This is a genomic window from Kitasatospora sp. NPDC058478 (assembly GCF_042720345.1).
Taxonomy (GTDB): Bacteria; Actinomycetota; Actinomycetes; order Streptomycetales; family Streptomycetaceae; genus Kitasatospora.
The window spans coordinates 105,815-123,352 of sequence record NZ_JBHXML010000017.1; the positions used below are offsets into that span (position 1 = coordinate 105,815).

Sequence of the window (17,538 nt, forward strand, 5' to 3'; positions counted from 1 at the left end):
TGCTCACCGGGGTCAGGTCAGGACACCGGCCCGGCCGCTCCGCCGCCTCGCCGCCGGGCCGACTCGCGGCCCAGCCAGGCGACGGCGAGCATCAGGGCGGCCGTCAGCCCGACGGCGAGCCCGAGATCCCGGGGAAGACTGATGTCCCCCGGGCGCTGCGGGTCGGCGCGGCCGGCCGGATCGAAACGGACCGTCACCCGGTCGCCGACCGCGAGCGCGCGCAGCCCCGTCGACAACTCGCCGCCGGGCAACGCAGTGCCGTCCTCGGCCGCGAGGTCGTACATCGAGGACGGGTGCTTCCCGGCGAGACGGTCCGTCTCCCCGGTGACCCGGGCCGTCACCGTCTCGCCGGACAGCCGCAGGATCACGTCGTCCCGCGCCATGGCCACGGCCCCCGTCGCCAGGCTCGCGAGGAGAACGGCGAACAGCGCCACCCAACAGCCCACCCACCGCCCCAGCATCCGCACCAGACCCACCACCCAGGCCACCACCAGCACCAGCCCGAGCAGCGACGCGGCGCCCCCGCCGAGGTAGGTGCCCGCGAGCACCAGCCCGAACGTCCCCACGGGGACGCCCAGGACCAGGACAGCGCTCAGCACGGTGGCCCGGCTACGGTCCCTGGTCGTACCCATGACTCTCCCCGCGTTCGTCCGATCGGGCTGGAAGAGTACGACGCGTCCCCTCGCCCCCGGCCACGGGGGCTGGTCGGGCGGGAGGGGGACTTCTTCGGGGCCGAGGAAGAAGCAGGCGTGGGCCTTCTACAGGCATGGCGCAGGGCAGCGAGCATCGAGCCAGAGCGCGGCCCGTCGGAAGTACTCCTTCATGAGCGCCGCGCGAGAAAAGGCCCTCCGCTCCCCCTCCCGATAGGCCGTCCACTGGATGGCTTTGAGGCGGTCGACCATCAACTGAACATTTTCCGTGCTCACTTGAGATCACTTTCGCGCGGAGTGGGGATTCAGTGGCATCGAGCCCGTAGCGCTTTCAGTGGTCGAGTGATCCGTCCGCTGACGGCGGCGACGTTCTTCAGGGCGCTGTGTGCACCACGGGGTCGGAGGGATCGTGTGGCGGTTTGGGTCTGCGTGCGGACCAGAGCAGGGTGCCGCCGATCAGGGCGTTGCAGGCGAGGAATGTCAACAGGTAGGCGGTGGAGTCGACTTCGCCGGGGAGTTTGGGGGCGACCTGGCCGGCCGGGTCGATGCGGACGCTGATGACGTCGCCGGGTTTGAACCGGGTGGAGCTCTCTTCGAGGTCGCCGCCGGGGATCTCGCCGGCCGGGTCGGTCGAGGCGAGGGCGTAGGCCCGGCCGGAGCCGTGGAGTGAGTCGGTCGTCTTCTCGTTGAGGATCACGGCCTGCACCGTCCGGCCCGAGTCCAGGATCAGGTTGGTCCAGGCGACGGAGCCCGACAGGTAGGCGACGAAGGCGACGGCGGCGATGCCTGCGCCCCAGGCGAACGCCTTGCGCTGGAACGCGGGGTTGCTGTCGGCGTCGCGTCGTAGGGCGAGGGCGAGCAGCATGACCACGGGGTAGGCGAAGCCCACGATGGTGGCGACGAACGAGTTGACGTACACGTTCAGTGCCGTGACGCCGATGAGGATGGCGGTGGAGAGGGCGATGAGGGCCAGTGTGCCGCGGAGGCGGCGGAGCCCGTCGGGCGGGGCCGAGTCGGTGGTGGTCGTCATCCGAAGGCCTTTCGGATGTTGTCCCACTGGTCGGGCGGGAGCGCGTCGGCGCTCTCGTCCCGGGGTGGGTGGAAGGAGATGCCGCGGAACGCGGTGGCCAGGAGCGGCAGCCACTCGTCCCAGTGGTCGAGGTCCTCGGTGGTGAAGACGGCGGCGACCACGTGCGGGCTCCACGGGTGCGGGATCAGCAGTTCGAGCTGGCGCACCGTGTTGACGGTGGACTCGGGCACGCCGAACACCGCGCCGGGCACCGGGACGGCCAGGTCGCGGGCGGCGAGCGCGGCGCGGCCGGTCGGCAGGTCCACCACGCCGACGTCGGCGTCCGGCCAGGCCTCGGCCAGCTGTTCGGCGATTCGGGCGGGGTAGCTGCCGGGCGCGCCGAGGTCCTGCGGGCGGACGAAGACGGTGAGCATGCCGTGGATGGGCTCGCCGTCCTCGGCCCGGACCAGGCAGCTGGAGATGTGGACCGCGCCCTCGCGCAGTTGGGTCTGCAGCGCGGTCTCGGCGGCGATCACGGTGCCGAGCTTCTGTTCGGGCCGGGCGTCGGGGAAGGCCGCGTCCAGGCCCTCCGCCGTGCGGGCCATCCGGTCGCCGAGGTCCTCGTCGAGGTCGAGGGGGGTGAAGCCCGCAGGCAGGGTGAGCCAGAGCGGCGGAATCCCGGTGGTCTCAACGGCCATAGCCGGCCGCCCATCCGCCCATGCCGAGCAGGTTGCCGACGGCGGACACGGTGCCGATGACGGCGGAGCCCTTGCCGCCGGCGGTGCCGACGCCGACGGACCCGATGACGTTGTTGCCGCCGGTGGTGTAGTTGACGGCGTCGGTGAGGCCGCCGCTCGGATTGTCCTGGCTGAGGGCGTACGCCGTCGGGACGTTGAGCCCGAAGGTGGTGGCGGCCTGGACGCCGTCGGAGACGTTCATCGCGGTGGCCTTGGAGACCCCGAGCTTGATGGCGGGCTTCTCGATCGCGGTGGTGAAGATCGGGTTGGCCGGGTCGACGGCGCGGGCGGCGGCCCGGACCTCGGTCGTACCGGCGCTCATGGCGCCGCGTACGCTCCCACCGGCGGCGCGCGCCCCCCGGGTGGCGTTCAGGCCCTTGGCCGCGACGCCCACCCCTGGGATCGCGCCGATCACGTCGCCGCCCAGCGTCAGCCAGTTGCCGATGTTCTTCTGCGGCGGCCACAGCTTGCCCTCAAGGGCGTACTTGGTCGCGTGCGTGCCTGCGGCGGCGGCGCTCAGCAGGAGGGCCGGCAGCGCGAAGGCGGGGAAGAAGATCGCCGCGACGCCGCAGAGGCCGGCGGCGACGGTGAGCATGTCGGCGCCGTGGTTCTTGAGCCAGTTGCCGACCTTGCTGAGCCAGCCGGGCTCCGGCGGCGCCTTGCTGTCGGCGGCCTTGCGGATGGCGGCCGCGGTCTTGTGGGCGTCGGACTTGTGGCCCCCGGCGAGTTCGTGGGCCTGCTTCTGGAGCTCGGTGAGGTCGTTGGCGGCGCTGCCGACGAGTGCGGCGGCCGCGTCCAGGTGGTCCTTCGCCTTGGCGTAGCGCTGTTCGGCGGCGGCGAGGCCGGCGTCGTCGGGGAAGGTCTGGCCGGCGAGTTTGAGGTCGGGGGCGGCGGCCGCGGCGGTGTGCGCCTGTTCGGCCTGCTCCTTCTGCTGCTTGGCGGCGACCGCGGCGCGGGCCAACTCGGCGGCCTTGGGCTGGTGTTCGGTCAGTGCCGTGTACCAGACGTCGAGGGCCTGGTAGGCGGCGGTGATCGAGTCGGCGGCGTCCTGGAGGTACTTGGGGAGCTTGCCGAACTGGCCGGCGAAGGCCTTGGCGGCCTCGCCGGTCCACTGGCCCTGGTTGGCGGAGAGCTGCGAGAGCGTGGTGTGGACGTCGGTCAGGTGCTGGCCCACTCGGCGCAGGCTGCCGCTGAGGCCGGTGACCGCGGCGGTGTCGCCGGGGGTCGGGTTGAAGCCGAGGCCGGACCAGTCCGGCGTGGGGGCGGTCACGACCGCCCCTGGGGTGTGAGGGCCTTGATGGTGTCCTGTTCGGTGCTGTCGTAGCCCTGTTGCACCTGCTCCAGGCCGTCGTCAAGGATCTTGACGCACTCGCGGACCTTCTTCAGCCCGTACTCCCACGTGCCCTGGAAGTGTCCGCAGGCCTCGTCGAGGAAGTCGTAGCCCAGTCCGCTGCGACTCGCTTCCTTGAGCGCCTTGAGTCCTTGGTCGAGTTCGTCGCCGCAGCCTTTGAGGTCCTTGGCCAGCTTGGCGAGGAACTCGGTGCTGACCGTGAAGTCGGCCACTGCTCCCCCGATGTGTCGATGGCGTGACCGGCCGAGCATAGCCGCAGTCGGTGCGCGGGCGATCTGTTGTGACGGGTGCTTCACGTTGCGGTGACGGGATCTTGACGATGCGCCAGCACGCGGCGGCGTCGGCGGCGGCCGGGAGGCGGCCGGGCGCCGTCGGGGTCAGCGGCGCCAGAAGCCGCGCTTCTTCGGGGCGACGAGCTTCGCCACCGCGGCGACGAACAGTTCGGCGACGGGGGAGGGGCCCTCGCCGTGGTTGAGGTGGCCTTCGGACGACCACTCGCCGAGGACGGTGCCGGGGCTGCCGTCGAAGGGGTTGAGCGCGTGCTCCAGGGTCACGTAGCGGACGGTCTTGGCGCCCTGGGGGTGGACGGCGGCGACGAAGTGGGCCTCGGTGGCGCCGGTCGGGGTGGGGAGGGTGACGAGCAGCAGAGGGTGGCCGTCGGCCCGCAGGTGCCGGCAGTCCAGGCCGTGGCTGGGCAGCCGGTCCTCGGGCGGGAGGGTCTGGCCGAGGTCGTCCCAGATGCCGGTGAGGACGGGCAGGAGGCTGCCGCCGGCGTCCGGGACGGTCAGCCGAGGGCCGAATTCGAGGACCTGGCGGGCGAGCTCGCGGTGGACGAAGCGGTAGTGGTGGGGCCGTGGGTCGCTCATGGGGCCCACGGTAGCGAACCGCTCGGAGCGGGCGGTCGGCACATCCGACTTCCCGCTCCGAAGGGGCAGTTGACCAGCGCCGTGGGCCGGGGTGGCGGCCCGTCAGTGACTGTTCTTGAGGTTGAGCACGACCACTCCGACGATCACCAGGGCGATCCCCAGCCACTGGAGGCGTCCCAGTGATTCGCCGAAGGCGACCACGCCTATTCCGGCGACCGCCGCCGTCCCGGCCCCCGACCAGACGGCGTAGGCGACCGAGACCGGGATGTGCTTGAGCGCGCGCCCGAGCAGCACGAAGGACAGCACGTAGCCGACCGCCACCCCCAGGCTCGGCCAGAGGCGGGTGAACCCCTCGGTGAGCTTGAGGCAGCTGGTCGCGCAGACCTCGCTCAGGATGGCGAGGGAGAGCAGGAGATAGGGCATGCCGGTCAAACGGCCCGGGCGGCGCCGAGCTTCCCCAGCAGGGCGAGGTCGGCCTGTTCCAGGCTGGCGAGCAGGGTGATCCGGCCGCCGTCGGGCATCGGCGTCGCGGTGGACGGCACGGCGAGCACGGCGCAGCCGGCCGCAGCGGCGGAGGCGACTCCGGTCGGGGTGTCCTCGACGGCGACGCAGGTGGCCGGGTCCAGGCCGAGCCGTTCGGCGGCGGCGAGGTACGGGTCCGGTGCGGGCTTGGTGCGCGGGGTGTCCTCGGCGGCCAGGGTGACGGCGAACCAGTCCCGGCCGATGGCGGCGAGGACCAGGTCGACCACCTGGCGCGGGGAGGCGGAGACCAGGGCGGTGGGCACCTGCGCGTCCCGCAGGGAGGCCAGCAGGGCGAGCGCGCCGGGGCGCGGGACGGTCTCGGCGGCGACCTTGGCGGCGAAGGACTCGCCGAGCCGGGCGGCGAGTTCGGCCTCGGTGAGGTTGGTGCCGCTGACCTTGTGCAGGTGGGCGGCGGTGTGCTCGACGGCCTGGCCGAGCACTTCGGGGGCGTCCTGGTCGGTGAGCGCGTGGTGGAGCTCGTCGGCGAGTTCGGCGGCGGCCTGCCACCAGAGCTGCTCGGTGTCGACCAGGGTGCCGTCCATGTCGAACAGGACGGCGGCGGGGCGGGGGGCCTCGGGCGCCGGGGCGCCGGGGGCCAGGGGGTCGGGCGTCACGGAGGATTCGGGCGTCAGGGCGGAGTCGGGCGTCAGGGCTTCAGGCATGGCGGTACCTTCGGTGGTTCATCAGATGGTGCTACGCAGATGGGGTTCGAGGCTCTCAGACGGTGCGGCGGTCCACCAGCACCGGACGCTCCGGCAGCAGGAGCTCGGCGCGCGAGCCGGCCGGCAGCGCGGCGGCGGCCTCGGTCGGCAGGTCGGCCTTGACCTCGGTGCCGTCGTCGAGGCGGACGGTGAGCCGGGTGACGGCGCCCAGGAAGGACGCGGTGATCACCAGGGCCGGGCCGGTCTCGGACGGGGTCAGGGTGACGTTCTCCGGGCGGACCAGCACCTGGAGCTCGCCGTCGGCGGGCAGGTCGCCGTCCACCGCGTGCCGGCGGCCGAGCACCTCGACGCCGTCGGACGTGCGGGTGCACGGGATGCGGCTCATGGTGCCGACGAACTCGGCGACGAACGCGGTGGCCGGGCGGCCGTACAGCTCGGACGGGGTGGCGCACTGCTCCAGCCGGCCCGCGCGCAGCACCGCGACCCGGTCGGCCATCGACAGCGCCTCCTCCTGGTCGTGGGTGACGAACAGGGTCGTGATCCCCAGTTCCTGCTGGAGCCGGCGGATCTCCTCGCGCAGCTGGAGGCGGACCTTGGCGTCCAGCGCGGACAGCGGCTCGTCGAGCAGCAGCACGCGCGGCTGCAGGGCGAGCGCCCGGGCGAGCGCGATGCGCTGCTGCTGGCCGCCGGACATCTGGTGCGGGTAGTGCTCGGCGCGGTGCGGCAGGCCGACCAGCTCCAGCAGCTCCTGGGCGCGCTTGCGGCGCTCGGCCTTGCCGGCGCCGCGCATCCGCAGCCCGAAGGCGACGTTGTCCAGCGCGCTCAGGTGCGGGAAGAGGCTGTACGACTGGAACACCATGCCCGCGTCGCGCTTGTGGGCGGGGATCGCGGTGATGTCCTGCCCGTCGACCAGGACCTCGCCGGAGTCGTGCTGCTCGAAGCCGGCCAGGATGCGCAGCGCGGTGGTCTTGCCGCAGCCGGACGGGCCGAGCAGGGCGAGCAGTTCGCCCGGGTGGACGGTCAGGTCCAGGCCGTCGAGGGCGGTGGTGGCGCCGAACGAGCGGCGCAGCGAGCGGAACTCGACGGTGGCGCCGCCGGGGGCGAGCGCGGCACCGGCGACGGGGGCGGAAACCGTGGTCATGGCTGGTGACTCCTGGAAAGCGTGGGGTGGTTCAGGACCGTGCGGCCAGGGCGCGGGACGGCCGCGCGGCGGGGTGTCTCAGGCCCGCGCGCCCTTGCGGCCGCGGCCGACGGCGGACATCAGCAGCAGGACGAGCCAGACGATCAGCAGGCTGAGCATCGAGACGGCGACGGACATCTGGCCGTCGCTCTTGCCGTTGGAGTTGATCCACACCGAGAAGGGGGCGAAGCCGAGGATGGAGGCGGTGGTGAACTCGCCGAGCACCAGGGCGACGGTGAGGACGGCCGCGTTCAGCAGCGCGCTGCGCAGGTTCGGCAGGACGACGGTGAACACCGCGCGCAGCCAGCCGGCCCCGCAGTTGCGGGCGGCCTCGACCAGGGTGGCGACGTCCACGCCGCGCAGCCCGGCGTCCAGCGCCCGGTAGGCGAACGGCAGTGCCATCAGCACGTAGGCGATGACCAGGACGATCGGGAACTTCGGGTCCTGGATGGCCACGATGGTCTGGAACAGCGGGGTGTCCTGGAGGTAGTCCGGGCCCCAGCGCAGCACGCCGATGATGCCGGTGGTGAGCGCGACCACGGGGACGACCAGCGGCATCGAGCACATCACCTCGATCACCGGGCGCAGCTTCGGCGCACCGAGCCGGGCGGCGAGCATCGCCGGGACGAGCAGGAGCAGCAGCACCGCCACCGTGACGCCGGCCAGCTCCAGGCTCAGCACCAGGCTGTCCAGGAAGCCGGGCGCGTTCAGCAGCTCGGTGTAGGCCCGGAAGGTGGTGCCGCCCTTGTTGTCGTCGACGCTGAAGATCACCGAGGAGGCCAGCGGTACGGCGAAGTAGACGCCGCAGAGCAGCAGGACGAGGCCGCGGCCGAAACGGATGCGATTGATCAGGCGAGCCACTTGGCACTCCGGCGCTGAAGGGGCAGGTACACGGCCATCACCAGGCAGGCGACCACGATCATGTCGAGGCCGAGGGCGAGGGCGAGGTTGCCCTGGCCGACCAGGACGTTGCCGGACAGCGCGTCGCCGATCTGCATCGAGATCAGCGGCACCGAACTGCCCACCATGGCCTCGGCGGTGGCGTACGCGGCGAAGGAGGCGCCGAACAGCAGCACGAAGCCGCCGAGCAGCGAGGGCACCAGGACCGGCAGGGCCACGTGCCGCCAGTACTGCACGACGGTGGCGCCGTTGTTGTACGCGGCCTCGCGCCACTGGGTGCGCAGGCCCTCCAGGGCCGGGGTGATGGTGATGACCATCAGCGGCACCAGGAAGTACAGGTAGACCACGGAGAGGCCGGTGAAGGTGTAGAGGTTCCAGCCGTGGCTGGTGAGGCCGAACTTCTTGGTGACCTCGCCGGCGTTGCCGAGGGTGGCGACGAACATGAAGGCGAGCGGCACGCCGCCGAAGTTGGCGAGCACGCCGGAGGCGGAGAGCACCGCCTCGCGGAACACCCGGAACCGGGAGGTGGCCACGGCCTGGGCCAGCGGCAGGCCGACCACGGTGGCGATCAGCGCGGTCAGCAGGGAGAGCTTGACGCTGCCCCACAGGGCGGTCCAGTAGGCGCCCTGCAGCGAGCCGGTGAGGTTGTCGGTGGTGAAGGTGCCGCCGCCGTCGGGGGCGTCGGGCGAGGTGGTGAACGCGCCGATGGCGATCGCGACGGCGGGCAGGCCGAAGCCGACCAGGAAGAACAGGAGCAGGGGGAGGGCGGCCAGCCAGGCGCGGCCGCGGCCGGCCCGGGGCTTGCCGGGGCGGGGGGCCCTGGCGGTCTCGGCGGTCTCGGTGCTCTTGGCCGTGGTGGCCGTGGTGGCCGTGGTGGCCGTGGTGGCCGCGGTGTCGGTGGCCTTGGCCGTTGTGGCGTCGGCGGTGGCGGGGGTGGTTGCTGCGGGGCCGGGGGCGCCCCCGCCGCTCTGGGCGGCGGAGGCGGGGGCCGGCACCGGGGTGGGAGCCGTGGTCATCGTCAGGTCAGCCCGCGATCGCCTTGGCCCAGTTCTCGGTCACGGTCTTCTTGGCCGTGTCCGTCTGCTCCTGGGTCGGGAAGGTGGTGAAGGGCTTCTCGACCGGCGGGAGCTTGGCGGCGCCCGCGGCGTCCAGGGTGCCGGCCGTCTTCATGGCGTCGAACAGGGCCGGGGTGGCGTAGCCGCCCAGGAAGCCGTTCTGGCCCTCGGCGCTGTACAGGTACTCCTCCCACAGGCGGGCGGCGGCCGGGTGCGGCGCGTCCTTGTTGATCGCCTGGTTGTAGTACTGCGCGTAGGAGCCGTCCGAGGGGATGGTCACCTGCCAGTCGATGCCCTTGCTCCTGAACTTGTCGGCGTAGCCGGCGTTCAGGTACGACCAGTCGATGCTGATCGGGGTCTCGCCCTTCTCGATGGTCGCCGGGGTGACCTCGACCGGGTTGAAGTTGCCGGCCTGCTTGACCTTGGCGAAGAAGTCGATGCCGGGCTGGATGTTGTCCAGCGAGCCGCCGTTGGCGAGCGCGGCCGCGTAGACGGCGCCGAACGCGGCACCGGCCTTGGTCGGGTTGCCGTTCAGGGCGACCATGCCCTTGTACTCGGGCTTCAGCAGGTCGGCGAAGGTCTTCGGGCAGGCGGACACCTTCTTGGCGTCGCACGCGATCGACATGTAGCCGCCGTAGTCGTTGTAGTGCAGGCCGTCGGCGTTCTTCATGGTGGCCGGGATCTTGTCGAAGTCGGTGACCTTGTACGGGGCCAGCAGGCCCTGCTTGGCGGCGCTGAGCGCGAAGGCCGAGCCGAGGTCGACGACGTCGGGGGCGCGGTCCTGGCCCTTGCGGGAGGTGATCGCGTTGATCTCGTCCTGGCTGGCGCCGTCGGGGTTCTCGTCCTCGATCTCGATGCCGTACTTCGCCTTGAAGTCGTCCATCAGCTTGCCGTAGTTCGCCCAGTCGCGCGGCAGCGTGATGGCGTGCAGCTTCCCCTCCTTCTTGGCGGCGGCGATCAGGCCGTCCATCCCGCCGAAGTCGGCGACCGAGGTGGCGGTCTTGGCGCTCTTGCCGCCCGCGGCGTCGCCGGACTTCGCGGTGGAGGAGCCGGCGGAGCCGCAGGCGGTGAGGGACAGCGCGGCGGCGGTCAGGACCGCTGCGAAGGCGGCGGAACGGGCGCGGTGCACGGACACGGGTCAGTCTCCTGATCGGGTGTACTGCAAGGGGGTGAGCTGCGGTGGGGTTGTCTGATCGGGGGATCGTGCGAGTGGCCGTTCGGAGCCGTTCTGAGGTGCCCGGTGCCGTTCGGAGCCGCCCGGAGCCGTTCGAGGCCGTCCGAGTTGACTAGCCAACTTCGCTGACGGACGTAAGTACGCCGGAGTCCGATGACGGGAAGGTGAACGGACGGCCCAGAACCGGGGTCGGCTGCGGGAACGGTCGAATCCGGCCATCGGAGCGTGATCCGTTCGGTGCGATGCTTCAAAGGCGCAGCGGGATAAGGTCGGGCTGTCCGTGCCGGTACGGCTGCGCAGGACACCGCCCCAGGAGGGACATTGACTGACGTGGCACTTGAGCCCGGGCGCCCCGCCGAGCGCGCTCCCGGCGCCCTGTACCGGAAGGTCGCCGCCGACCTGCGCGAGGCCATCACCACCGGCGCGTACGGCGAGGCCGGCCGGCTGCCCGCCGAGGGCGCGCTCGCCGAGCAGTACGGCGTCTCCCGCGGCACCGTCCGCCAGGCGCTCGCCGTCCTGCGCTCCGACGGGCTGGTCACCTCCCGCCGCGGCACCCGGCGCGTCGTGCTCGGGGGCGCCCGGGTGCAGAGCTTCTCCGAACTGCTCAGCTTCACGCACTGGGCGTACTCGATGGGCGAGGAGCCCGGCGGCATCCTGGACTCGCTGGTCCGCCGCCCCGCCGACACCGCCGAACGCGAGCAACTGCGCCTGGAGCCGGGCGCCGAGGTGTACGTGACCGTCCGGCTGCGCACCCTCTCCGGCACGCCCGTGATGGTCGAGCGGACCATCTACCCGCCGCGGGTCGGCGAGATCGTCGCCGAGCTGCCGGCGGACGTCGTCTCGCACACCGAAGTCCTGCGCGAGCACGGCATCCTGTTCACCGACGCCGACCACACCATCGACATCGTGGCCGCCAACGCCGAGGACGCCCGGCTCCTCGGCTGCCGCCGCGGCGGCCCGCTGCTGCGCGAACGGCGGCGCACGACGGACCCGACCGGCACTCCGGTGGAGTGGTCCCAGGACCGCTACCTGCCCGGGACGGTGGCGTTCAGCATCCACAACTCGCTGGCCGCGTCGGCGCTTTCGCGGCACGCCCGGGAGGGTGACTGAGCCTGGCCCTCTTCCCGGGCGTGCCGGCCGGCGCCATCAGTGCATGAGCGCGGCGAGCAGCGGGCGGTAGTGCTCGAATCCGGGTGTCGGCGCCCCGGCCGTCTTCGCCTGCTCGTCCCAGCGGCGGACGGCCACCGCGTCGGCGGCGCCCGGGAGTTCGGCGAACGCGGCGGCCCGCCGCTCGTCCATCGGGCCGCCCTGGACGGTGAGGGTGTACTCCGAGGCCTCGGACAGCCGCTGCCGGTAGTCCGGTTCCACTGCGCAAAGGTAGCGCTTGGCGGCCACGTGCAGCCGGACCGGCTCGGTCACCTCCGGGCCGAACCACCGCGCCAGCCAGTCGGCGCCGGTGTCGCTGTGCCGGTTGTCCTGACCCTCCATCAAGTCGCGTCCGTGCAGCGCGCCATGGAAGTGTCCGACGTCGTGCAGCAGTGCGGCGGCGACGAGGTGGTCCGGCGCCCCGGCCGCCTCGGCGGCAGCGGCGGCCTGGAGCATGTGCTCGGCCATGGTGACCTCCTCGCCCAGGTACTCCCCGGCGCCCTCGCCCGCGAACAGCCCGGCGATCGCGTCCAGCGCGGCGGCGCGCCGGTGCAGCACGGCGAGGGTGCTGCCCAGCGTGTCCAGGTCGGCGTAGCAGCCCTGGAGGTGGCGGTGGCCGTCCTGCTGGAAGGCCGTACGGGCGTGCAGCAGCCGGGTGTTGTCGAAGACCAGGCAGTCGCCGCGGTCGAGGCGGAAGGCGAGCTGGAGCTCGGGGCGCAGGGTGATCGCGGCGAAGCGGCGGTACGCGGCGTAGAAGGCCGTCAGTTCGCCGGAGCTTCCGCGCAGGGTGCCGATCGAGCGGTTGTTGAACCGCACCTCGCGGATCCGGCCGAGGGCGTTCACCTCGATCAGCGGGCGGTCGGCGCGCAGTTCGGTGCGGCGGTCGCGGAAGACGAACGGGACGGGCGTGCGGGTGAGCGTCTCGAAGTCCGCCGGCGCCTCCTCCCGGAGGAGCGCCGCGGCCCGGAACCCGTCCACCAGGCCGGAGTCGCCGCCGGTCGCGGAGTTCTCCAGGCAGTGCAGGAGCTGGAGCGTCGGCACCGGGTCCCGGTACGGGTTGTCGGTGTGCGGCGCGATCGCGACGCTGGTGAACGCCAGGTTGTTCGGATCCGGCTCGACCCGGACGTCGAACAGCTCCCCGTAGTTGGTGACCCGGACGTAGCCGAAGCTCTCGGCCACCGCGAGGACCTGCCGCTCCACCGTCGGCACCCCGCGCAGCACCGCGAAGCCGCTGCGGCGCACGGCGGTGAGGACGGCGGCCTGCTCGGCGGGGTCGGCCAGGTACGCCTCCCACCGCGCCTCGGGGATCCCGTGTGCGAAGTCCGCCGCCACCCAGAGCCGCTTGCCCTCCTCCGTCCGCCCGTCGCCGTCCCGCTCGGCGCCGAGCCACTCCAGCGGGTACCGCGAGCGGTGCCCGTCCGACCAGAGCACCTCCAGGCCCCCGTCGGTCTCCGTGCTCGCGGCGACCGCCAGGTCCTGCGGCAGGTCGTCGATCTGGAACAGCTTCTGCCCGTTCCTGGGGTCCCGGCACTCGGCGCACGGGCAGTTGTCGCGCAGCCAGTACGGCGGCAGCTCGGTCACGGTGGTCTCCTCCTCGGCGGCGTCCCGGGTGAAGTTGTATAGCCAACTTCACCCCTGGCCGGAGCCTGCCTGCCCCCGGTGAGATCGGCGTGCCGCGCAGATGAACGCTGCGGGAACTGTGCCGGGAGCCGATGGCCGAAACCTTCCGCTCCGCGTGATCGGGCCTCGACGGCGCCGTGGTGTCAGCCCTGGACGGCTGCCGTCCAGGCCGCCTCCGCGGCGGCCAGGGCCGGGGCCGGGTCCGCGTCCGTCGCGGTGGCGAGGGCGGTGAGGCAGGCGTGGACGGTGGGCAGGGCGGCGGCGGGGCCGTAGTGGTTGACGCGGAGCATCGAGGCGGCGAGGGGGCCGCCGCCGGGCTGGACGGGGAGGGCGGGGTCGAGGCGGGCGGCGAGCTCGGCCGCGTGCACGCCGGCCGGGGTGCGCAGGGTGGTGGCGACGGGGGCCGCGTGGGCGTCCTCGGCGACGAACGGGGCGAGGGTGCCGAGTGCGCGGGCGCCCGCGCGGGTGGCGGCGGAGGCGGCGCGGTGGCGGGCGATGACGGCGGGCAGGCCGTCGGCGGCGATCCGGTCGAGGCAGGCGCCGAGGGCCAGCATCTCCAACTGGGCGGGGGCGTGCGGGAGCACGGTGCGCCCGGCGTCCGTCCAGCGCTCCTTCCAGTCGAGCAGGGACAGGTAGGAGCGGCGCGGGGCGGCCGGGTTGGCGGCGATCCGCTCCCAGGCGCGCTGGGAGACGGAGACGGCGGAGACCCCGGCGGGGCCGCCCATGGCCTTCTGGCCGCCGATGACGCACAGGTCGACGCCCCACTCGTCGGTGAGCAGCGGCTCGGCGGCGACGGAGGCGACCGCGTCGAGCATCAGCAGGGCGCCGTGCTCGCGGACGGCGGCGGCGATCCCGGCGACGGGGTTGGTGTTGCCGGTGGCGGCCTCGGCGTGGACGAGGGAGACGAAGTCGACGGCCGGGTGGGCGGCGAGGGCGTCGGCGACCTGCTGCGCGCTGACCGCGCTGTCGAAGGGGACGGCCAGGTCCACGACCTCGACCCCGCAGGAGCGCAGCCAGTTGCCGAAGGTCTGCCCGTACGGGCCGGTGACGATGTTGAGCGCGGTGGAGCCGGGGCGTGCGGCGCCGCGGATCGCGGCCTCCAACGGCAGCAGCGCCTCACCCTGGGTGACGATGACGTCCGCGGTGGTGTGCAGCAGTGCGGCCACCTGGTCCTCGATCGCCGCGAACTCGGCGGCGCTGAGCGGGGGGAGGTCGAGGAAGGGGCTCACGGTAGCGGCCTTTCGGGCATGAGGTGGTGGGTGTCGGCACGAGTCTGCCGCATTCTTGCTGCTTACAGGGAACACGCCCGTCGGTAGAGTGCGGGCCATGAGCGATGGCGCGGTGCTGCACGTCCGGGGTCGGGTGCTGGTCGGTCCGGAGGACGTCCGGGACGAACTCTGGGTCGTGGACGGCCGGGTGAGCTTCACCCGCCCGCCCGGCGCCGAGGACGTCCGGACGGTGACCGGCTGGGTGCTGCCCGGTCTGGTGGACGCGCACTGCCACGTCGGCCTGGACGCGCACGGCGCCGTCGACGCGGAGACCAGCGAGAAGCAGGCGCTCACCGACCGTGACGCCGGCACCCTGCTGATCCGCGACGCCGGCTCGGCCGCCGACACCCGGTGGATCGACGAGCGCGAGGACCTGCCCCGGATCATCCGCGCCGGGCGGCACATCGCCCGCACCCGCCGCTACATCCGCAACTACGCGCACGAGATCGAGCCCGGCGACCTCGCCGCGTACGTCCGTGCGGAGACCCGGCGCGGCGACGGCTGGGTGAAGCTGGTCGGCGACTGGATCGACCGCGAGCGCGGCGACCTCGCCGCCTGCTGGCCCGGCGACGCGCTGGCCGAGGCGATCGCGGCGGCGCACGAGGAAGGCGCGCGGGTCACCGCGCACTGCTTCGCCGCCGAGTCGCTGCCGGACCTGCTGGCGGCCGGCATCGACTGCATCGAGCACGCCACCGGGCTGACCGAGGAGCTGATCCCGGCCTTCGCCGAGCGCGGCGTGGCGATCGTCCCGACGCTGGTCAACATCGCCACCTTCCCGGGCCTGGCGGCCGGCGGCGAGGGCAGGTTCCCGGCCTGGGCGGCCCACATGCGGCGGCTGCACGAGCGCCGCTACGCCACCGTCGGCGCCGCGCACGACGCCGGCATCCCGGTGTTCGTCGGCACGGACGCGGGCGGCTCGCTGGCGCACGGGCTGGTCGCGGAGGAGGTGGCGGAGCTGGTGAAGGCGGGGCTGAGCCCGGCGCAGGCGCTGTCGGCGGCCAGTTGGGGTGCGCGGGAGTGGCTGGGGCGGCCGGGGCTGGAGGAGGGGGAGTCGGCCGACTTCGTGGTGTACGGGGAGGACCCGCGGGCGGACGTCCGGGTGCTCGCCGACCCGCGGCTGGTGGTGCTGCGCGGCCGGCCGGTGGGGTGAGCGGGTGGCCGGTGGCGGGCGACCCGTCGTGGGCGGCCGTGGGGTGCGTGGCTGGTGGGCCAGTCGGCCCCGGGTTCGCATGCATGATCATCCGCTGAACGCGCTGTCGGCGTAGGCCGATAGGGTGGCCACCATGGCACCGCGTCCACTGAACGAGATCGTCGAGCCCGGTTGGGCCACCGCCCTGGAGCCCGTCGGCGGGCAGGTCGCCGCCATGGGCGACTTCCTGCGCGCCGAACTGGCCGCCGGCCGCACCTACCTGCCGTCCGGGCCGAACGTGCTGCGGGCCTTCCAGCAGCCTTTCGCCGACGTGCGGGTGCTGATCGTCGGACAGGACCCGTACCCGACCCCGGGCCACGCCGTCGGGCTCAGCTTCTCGGTGGCGCCGGAGACCCGGCCGATCCCGGCCAGCCTGATCAACATCTTCCAGGAGTACGGCAGCGACCTCGGCCTGCCCCAGCCGTCCAACGGCGACCTCACCCCGTGGACGCAGCAGGGCGTCCTGCTGCTCAACCGCGCGCTGACCACCGCGCCGCGCAAGCCCGCCGCGCACCGGGGCAAGGGCTGGGAGGAGGTCACCGAGCAGGCGATCCGGGCGCTGGTGGCGCGCGGCGGCCCGCTAGTGGCGATCCTGTGGGGGCGCGACGCCCGCAACCTGCGGCCGCTGCTCGGGGAGATCCCGGCGATCGAGTCGGCGCACCCGAGCCCGTACTCGGCGAGCGGCGGCTTCTTCGGCTCGCGGCCGTTCAGCCGGGCGAACGAGCTGCTGGCGCGGCAGGGGGCGCAGCCGGTGGACTGGCGACTGCCGTAGCAGATCGGAGTCAGCGGCAGACGTCAATCTCACTCCAACGAGTGAAATGACGTTCTGTGTGGCTCCTGTGACGGACTGTTCGAGAAGACTGGCGGCTCACCGTTCGGAACGCCGGCCCCTCCCCGCCTGTCGCGGGTGACGTCTGGGCGCGCTCCGGATCAACAGCACCTGTGGGGGTACCGCCATGTCTTCTCGTTCCACCAGCTCCACCCGTTCCGCCCGTTCCGCCCGTTCCACCCGTTCGGCTCGTTCCGTCCGCCGAACCGCTTCCGCCGCCGCCGTGGTCGCGGCCTGCACGCTGCTCACCGTCCCGCCCGCGTACGCCGCCCCGGCCGCGCCGGCGGCCACCCCGGCGGCCACTGCGTCGTCCTCGCAGCCGTCCGCCGCCTCGCCCGGCAAGGCACGCGCCGTCACCGCCGAACTCGCCCTGGACGTCAGCCTGTTGAACAAGACGGTCGACGTCCCGGTGGACCTCGCGCTCAACAAGGTGGAGACGCCGGCCCAGCGCGAGGGCTCGCTCCTCACCGCCAAGGTCGACGGCGTCGACCAGCAGGGCCCGGTCACCCTGGTCAAGGCCGACATCGGTACGGCCGTGACCCGAATCGACGCCAAGGGCACCGCCGCCTCCGTCAAGCTGGTCAACGCCGACGTGCACGCCCCCGGCCTGCCCGCCACCACGCTGATCGGCCTGGAGGCGATGAGCGCCGAGGCGACCTGCCCCGTCGACGGGCAGCCGACCGCCGACGTCGTCGCGCCCGCCAAGCTGACGGTGCTCGGCAAGCCCGTCACCATCGGCCTGTACGGGCCGACCAAGGTGGACGTGCCGCTGATCGGCAGCGTGTCGGTGGAGCTCTCCAAGAAGAGCACCACCTCGACCACCGCGGCCGCCTCCGCCCTGGAGGTGCAGGTGGAGGTGAACCCGTTGAACCTGAACGTCGCCAAGGTCACCGGCAAGATCACCGTGGCCTCGGTGAGCTGTGAGAAGCCCTCCGCGCCGGCCGCCAGTGCGACCCCGACCCAGGCGACCCAGGCCCCGACGTCGCCCGCGCCGACCGGCACCGCCGCCACCGCCCAGCCGGTCGCCGACACCACCACCCGCGCCGTCGTCCCGCAGGCCGCGACCGAGAAGCCCGGCCCGTCGGAGAAGCCGACCGCCGGCCTCGCCGCGACCGGCGGCAGCAGCGCCACCGGCCCGCTGGCCGCCGGGGCCGCGGCCCTCGTCGCCGGCGGGGCCGGCGCCCTGTGGGCCACCCGGCGCCGCCGGGCCGCGCACGCCCGCCGGAGCTGAGTCCCGGCCCCTCGCGGTGGGGGGGGGGCCGCCCCCGGGGCCCCCCCCCCCCCCCCGGGCGCCCCCCCCCCCCCCCCGGGGGCGCCCCCCCCCCCCCCCCCCCCCCCGGCCCCCCCCCCCCCCCCCCCCGGGGGGGGGAACAAAACAAC

At 73.3% G+C, this 17,538-nt stretch carries 18 protein-coding genes; 4 read left to right on the top strand and 14 right to left on the bottom strand.

The genetic code is table 11. From position 1 onward, the window contains the following. Positions 1–17: 17 nt before the first annotated feature. The 12 genes from ACFWPT_RS12260 to ACFWPT_RS12315 all read right to left on the bottom strand — a co-directional run bounded on the left by ACFWPT_RS12260 (position 18) and on the right by ACFWPT_RS12315 (position 10,067). Positions 18–632, bottom strand: a complete 615-nt coding sequence (locus tag ACFWPT_RS12260) for a hypothetical protein (protein WP_380481488.1) — start codon at positions 630–632, stop codon at positions 18–20. 391 nt (positions 633–1,023) lie between these two features. Continuing rightward, positions 1,024–1,680: a hypothetical protein gene (locus ACFWPT_RS12265; RefSeq protein WP_380481490.1), complete on the bottom strand. Its 657-nt coding sequence runs from the start codon at positions 1,678–1,680 to the stop codon at positions 1,024–1,026. After that, on the bottom strand, positions 1,677–2,357 hold the full coding sequence (locus tag ACFWPT_RS12270) for a hypothetical protein (protein ID WP_380481492.1): 681 nt from the start codon (positions 2,355–2,357) through the stop codon (positions 1,677–1,679). Before ACFWPT_RS12270 ends, ACFWPT_RS12265 begins: the two co-directional genes overlap by 4 nt. Next, positions 2,347–3,666, bottom strand: a complete 1,320-nt coding sequence (locus ACFWPT_RS12275; protein ID WP_380481494.1) for a putative T7SS-secreted protein — start codon at positions 3,664–3,666, stop codon at positions 2,347–2,349. Before ACFWPT_RS12275 ends, ACFWPT_RS12270 begins: the two co-directional genes overlap by 11 nt. Continuing rightward, the gene (locus tag ACFWPT_RS12280) at positions 3,663–3,959 is read right to left on the bottom strand and encodes a hypothetical protein (RefSeq protein ID WP_380481496.1); all 297 of its coding nucleotides are present in this window, start codon (positions 3,957–3,959) and stop codon (positions 3,663–3,665) included. The genes ACFWPT_RS12275 and ACFWPT_RS12280 overlap by 4 nt, the downstream gene beginning before the upstream one ends. A 165-nt stretch (positions 3,960–4,124) precedes the next feature. Then, a complete protein-coding gene (locus ACFWPT_RS12285) occupies positions 4,125–4,613 on the bottom strand; it encodes a hypothetical protein (protein ID WP_380378109.1) in 489 nt (162 codons plus the stop codon). 102 nt (positions 4,614–4,715) lie between these two features. Then, complete coding sequence (locus ACFWPT_RS12290; RefSeq protein WP_063349558.1) at positions 4,716–5,036, bottom strand: multidrug efflux SMR transporter; 321 nt, start codon at positions 5,034–5,036, stop codon at positions 4,716–4,718. Positions 5,037–5,041: 5 nt separating this feature from the next. Beyond that, on the bottom strand, positions 5,042–5,797 hold the full coding sequence (locus tag ACFWPT_RS12295; RefSeq protein ID WP_380481498.1) for an HAD family hydrolase: 756 nt from the start codon (positions 5,795–5,797) through the stop codon (positions 5,042–5,044). A gap of 55 nt (positions 5,798–5,852) precedes the next feature. Further along, on the bottom strand, positions 5,853–6,938 hold the full coding sequence (locus ACFWPT_RS12300; RefSeq protein ID WP_380378114.1) for an ABC transporter ATP-binding protein: 1,086 nt from the start codon (positions 6,936–6,938) through the stop codon (positions 5,853–5,855). 78 nt (positions 6,939–7,016) lie between these two features. After that, on the bottom strand, positions 7,017–7,826 hold the full coding sequence (locus ACFWPT_RS12305) for an ABC transporter permease subunit (protein ID WP_063351452.1): 810 nt from the start codon (positions 7,824–7,826) through the stop codon (positions 7,017–7,019). After that, on the bottom strand, positions 7,826–8,893 hold the full coding sequence (locus ACFWPT_RS12310) for an ABC transporter permease (RefSeq protein WP_380481500.1): 1,068 nt from the start codon (positions 8,891–8,893) through the stop codon (positions 7,826–7,828). Before ACFWPT_RS12310 ends, ACFWPT_RS12305 begins: the two co-directional genes overlap by 1 nt. 7 nt (positions 8,894–8,900) lie before the next feature. Continuing rightward, complete coding sequence (locus ACFWPT_RS12315; RefSeq protein ID WP_063349561.1) at positions 8,901–10,067, bottom strand: ABC transporter substrate-binding protein; 1,167 nt, start codon at positions 10,065–10,067, stop codon at positions 8,901–8,903. 369 nt (positions 10,068–10,436) lie between these two features. On the opposite strand from ACFWPT_RS12315, the gene ACFWPT_RS12320 reads away from it, so the two are divergent. Then, positions 10,437–11,216, top strand: a complete 780-nt coding sequence (locus ACFWPT_RS12320; protein ID WP_063349562.1) for a GntR family transcriptional regulator — start codon at positions 10,437–10,439, stop codon at positions 11,214–11,216. Between the two features lie 36 nt (positions 11,217–11,252). On the opposite strand, the gene ACFWPT_RS12325 is transcribed toward ACFWPT_RS12320, so the two are convergent. Together ACFWPT_RS12325 and ACFWPT_RS12330 are read right to left on the bottom strand one after the other, a co-directional pair. Further along, entirely contained in the window at positions 11,253–12,833 is a 1,581-nt protein-coding gene (locus ACFWPT_RS12325; protein ID WP_380481502.1) for a phosphonate degradation HD-domain oxygenase, read from the bottom strand. A 182-nt stretch (positions 12,834–13,015) separates the two neighbouring features. Next, the gene (locus ACFWPT_RS12330; RefSeq protein WP_380481504.1) at positions 13,016–14,101 is read right to left on the bottom strand and encodes a pyridoxal-phosphate-dependent aminotransferase family protein; all 1,086 of its coding nucleotides are present in this window, start codon (positions 14,099–14,101) and stop codon (positions 13,016–13,018) included. 97 nt (positions 14,102–14,198) lie between these two features. Here ACFWPT_RS12330 and ACFWPT_RS12335 point away from each other — a divergent pair, with 97 nt between their 5' ends. From ACFWPT_RS12335 to ACFWPT_RS12345, 3 genes are all read left to right on the top strand, one after another. Further along, complete coding sequence (locus ACFWPT_RS12335) at positions 14,199–15,290, top strand: amidohydrolase family protein (RefSeq protein WP_380481506.1); 1,092 nt, start codon at positions 14,199–14,201, stop codon at positions 15,288–15,290. 133 nt (positions 15,291–15,423) lie between these two features. Next, the gene (locus ACFWPT_RS12340) at positions 15,424–16,101 is read left to right on the top strand and encodes a uracil-DNA glycosylase (protein ID WP_063349566.1); all 678 of its coding nucleotides are present in this window, start codon (positions 15,424–15,426) and stop codon (positions 16,099–16,101) included. Positions 16,102–16,285: 184 nt separating this feature from the next. Then, positions 16,286–17,389 (top strand): SCO1860 family LAETG-anchored protein, encoded by a 1,104-nt coding sequence (locus ACFWPT_RS12345; protein WP_380481508.1) that lies wholly within the window; start codon positions 16,286–16,288, stop codon positions 17,387–17,389. The last annotated feature ends 149 nt before the right edge of the window (positions 17,390–17,538 follow it).

Excerpts from the sequence above, each read along its gene's own strand:
- ACFWPT_RS12260 (WP_380481488.1), bottom strand. The coding sequence starts at position 632 with ATGGGTACGACCAGGGACCGTAGCCGGGCCACCGTGCTGAGCGCTGTC.
- ACFWPT_RS12265 (WP_380481490.1), bottom strand. The coding sequence starts at position 1,680 with ATGACGACCACCACCGACTCGGCCCCGCCCGACGGGCTCCGCCGCCTC.
- ACFWPT_RS12270 (WP_380481492.1), bottom strand. The coding sequence starts at position 2,357 with ATGGCCGTTGAGACCACCGGGATTCCGCCGCTCTGGCTCACCCTGCCT.
- ACFWPT_RS12285 (WP_380378109.1), bottom strand. The coding sequence starts at position 4,613 with ATGAGCGACCCACGGCCCCACCACTACCGCTTCGTCCACCGCGAGCTC.
- ACFWPT_RS12290 (WP_063349558.1), bottom strand. The coding sequence starts at position 5,036 with ATGCCCTATCTCCTGCTCTCCCTCGCCATCCTGAGCGAGGTCTGCGCG.
- ACFWPT_RS12295 (WP_380481498.1), bottom strand. The coding sequence starts at position 5,797 with ATGCCTGAAGCCCTGACGCCCGACTCCGCCCTGACGCCCGAATCCTCC.
- ACFWPT_RS12300 (WP_380378114.1), bottom strand. The coding sequence starts at position 6,938 with ATGACCACGGTTTCCGCCCCCGTCGCCGGTGCCGCGCTCGCCCCCGGC.
- ACFWPT_RS12310 (WP_380481500.1), bottom strand. The coding sequence starts at position 8,893 with ATGACCACGGCTCCCACCCCGGTGCCGGCCCCCGCCTCCGCCGCCCAG.
- ACFWPT_RS12335 (WP_380481506.1), top strand. The coding sequence starts at position 14,199 with ATGAGCGATGGCGCGGTGCTGCACGTCCGGGGTCGGGTGCTGGTCGGT.
- ACFWPT_RS12340 (WP_063349566.1), top strand. The coding sequence starts at position 15,424 with ATGGCACCGCGTCCACTGAACGAGATCGTCGAGCCCGGTTGGGCCACC.
- ACFWPT_RS12345 (WP_380481508.1), top strand. The coding sequence starts at position 16,286 with ATGTCTTCTCGTTCCACCAGCTCCACCCGTTCCGCCCGTTCCGCCCGT.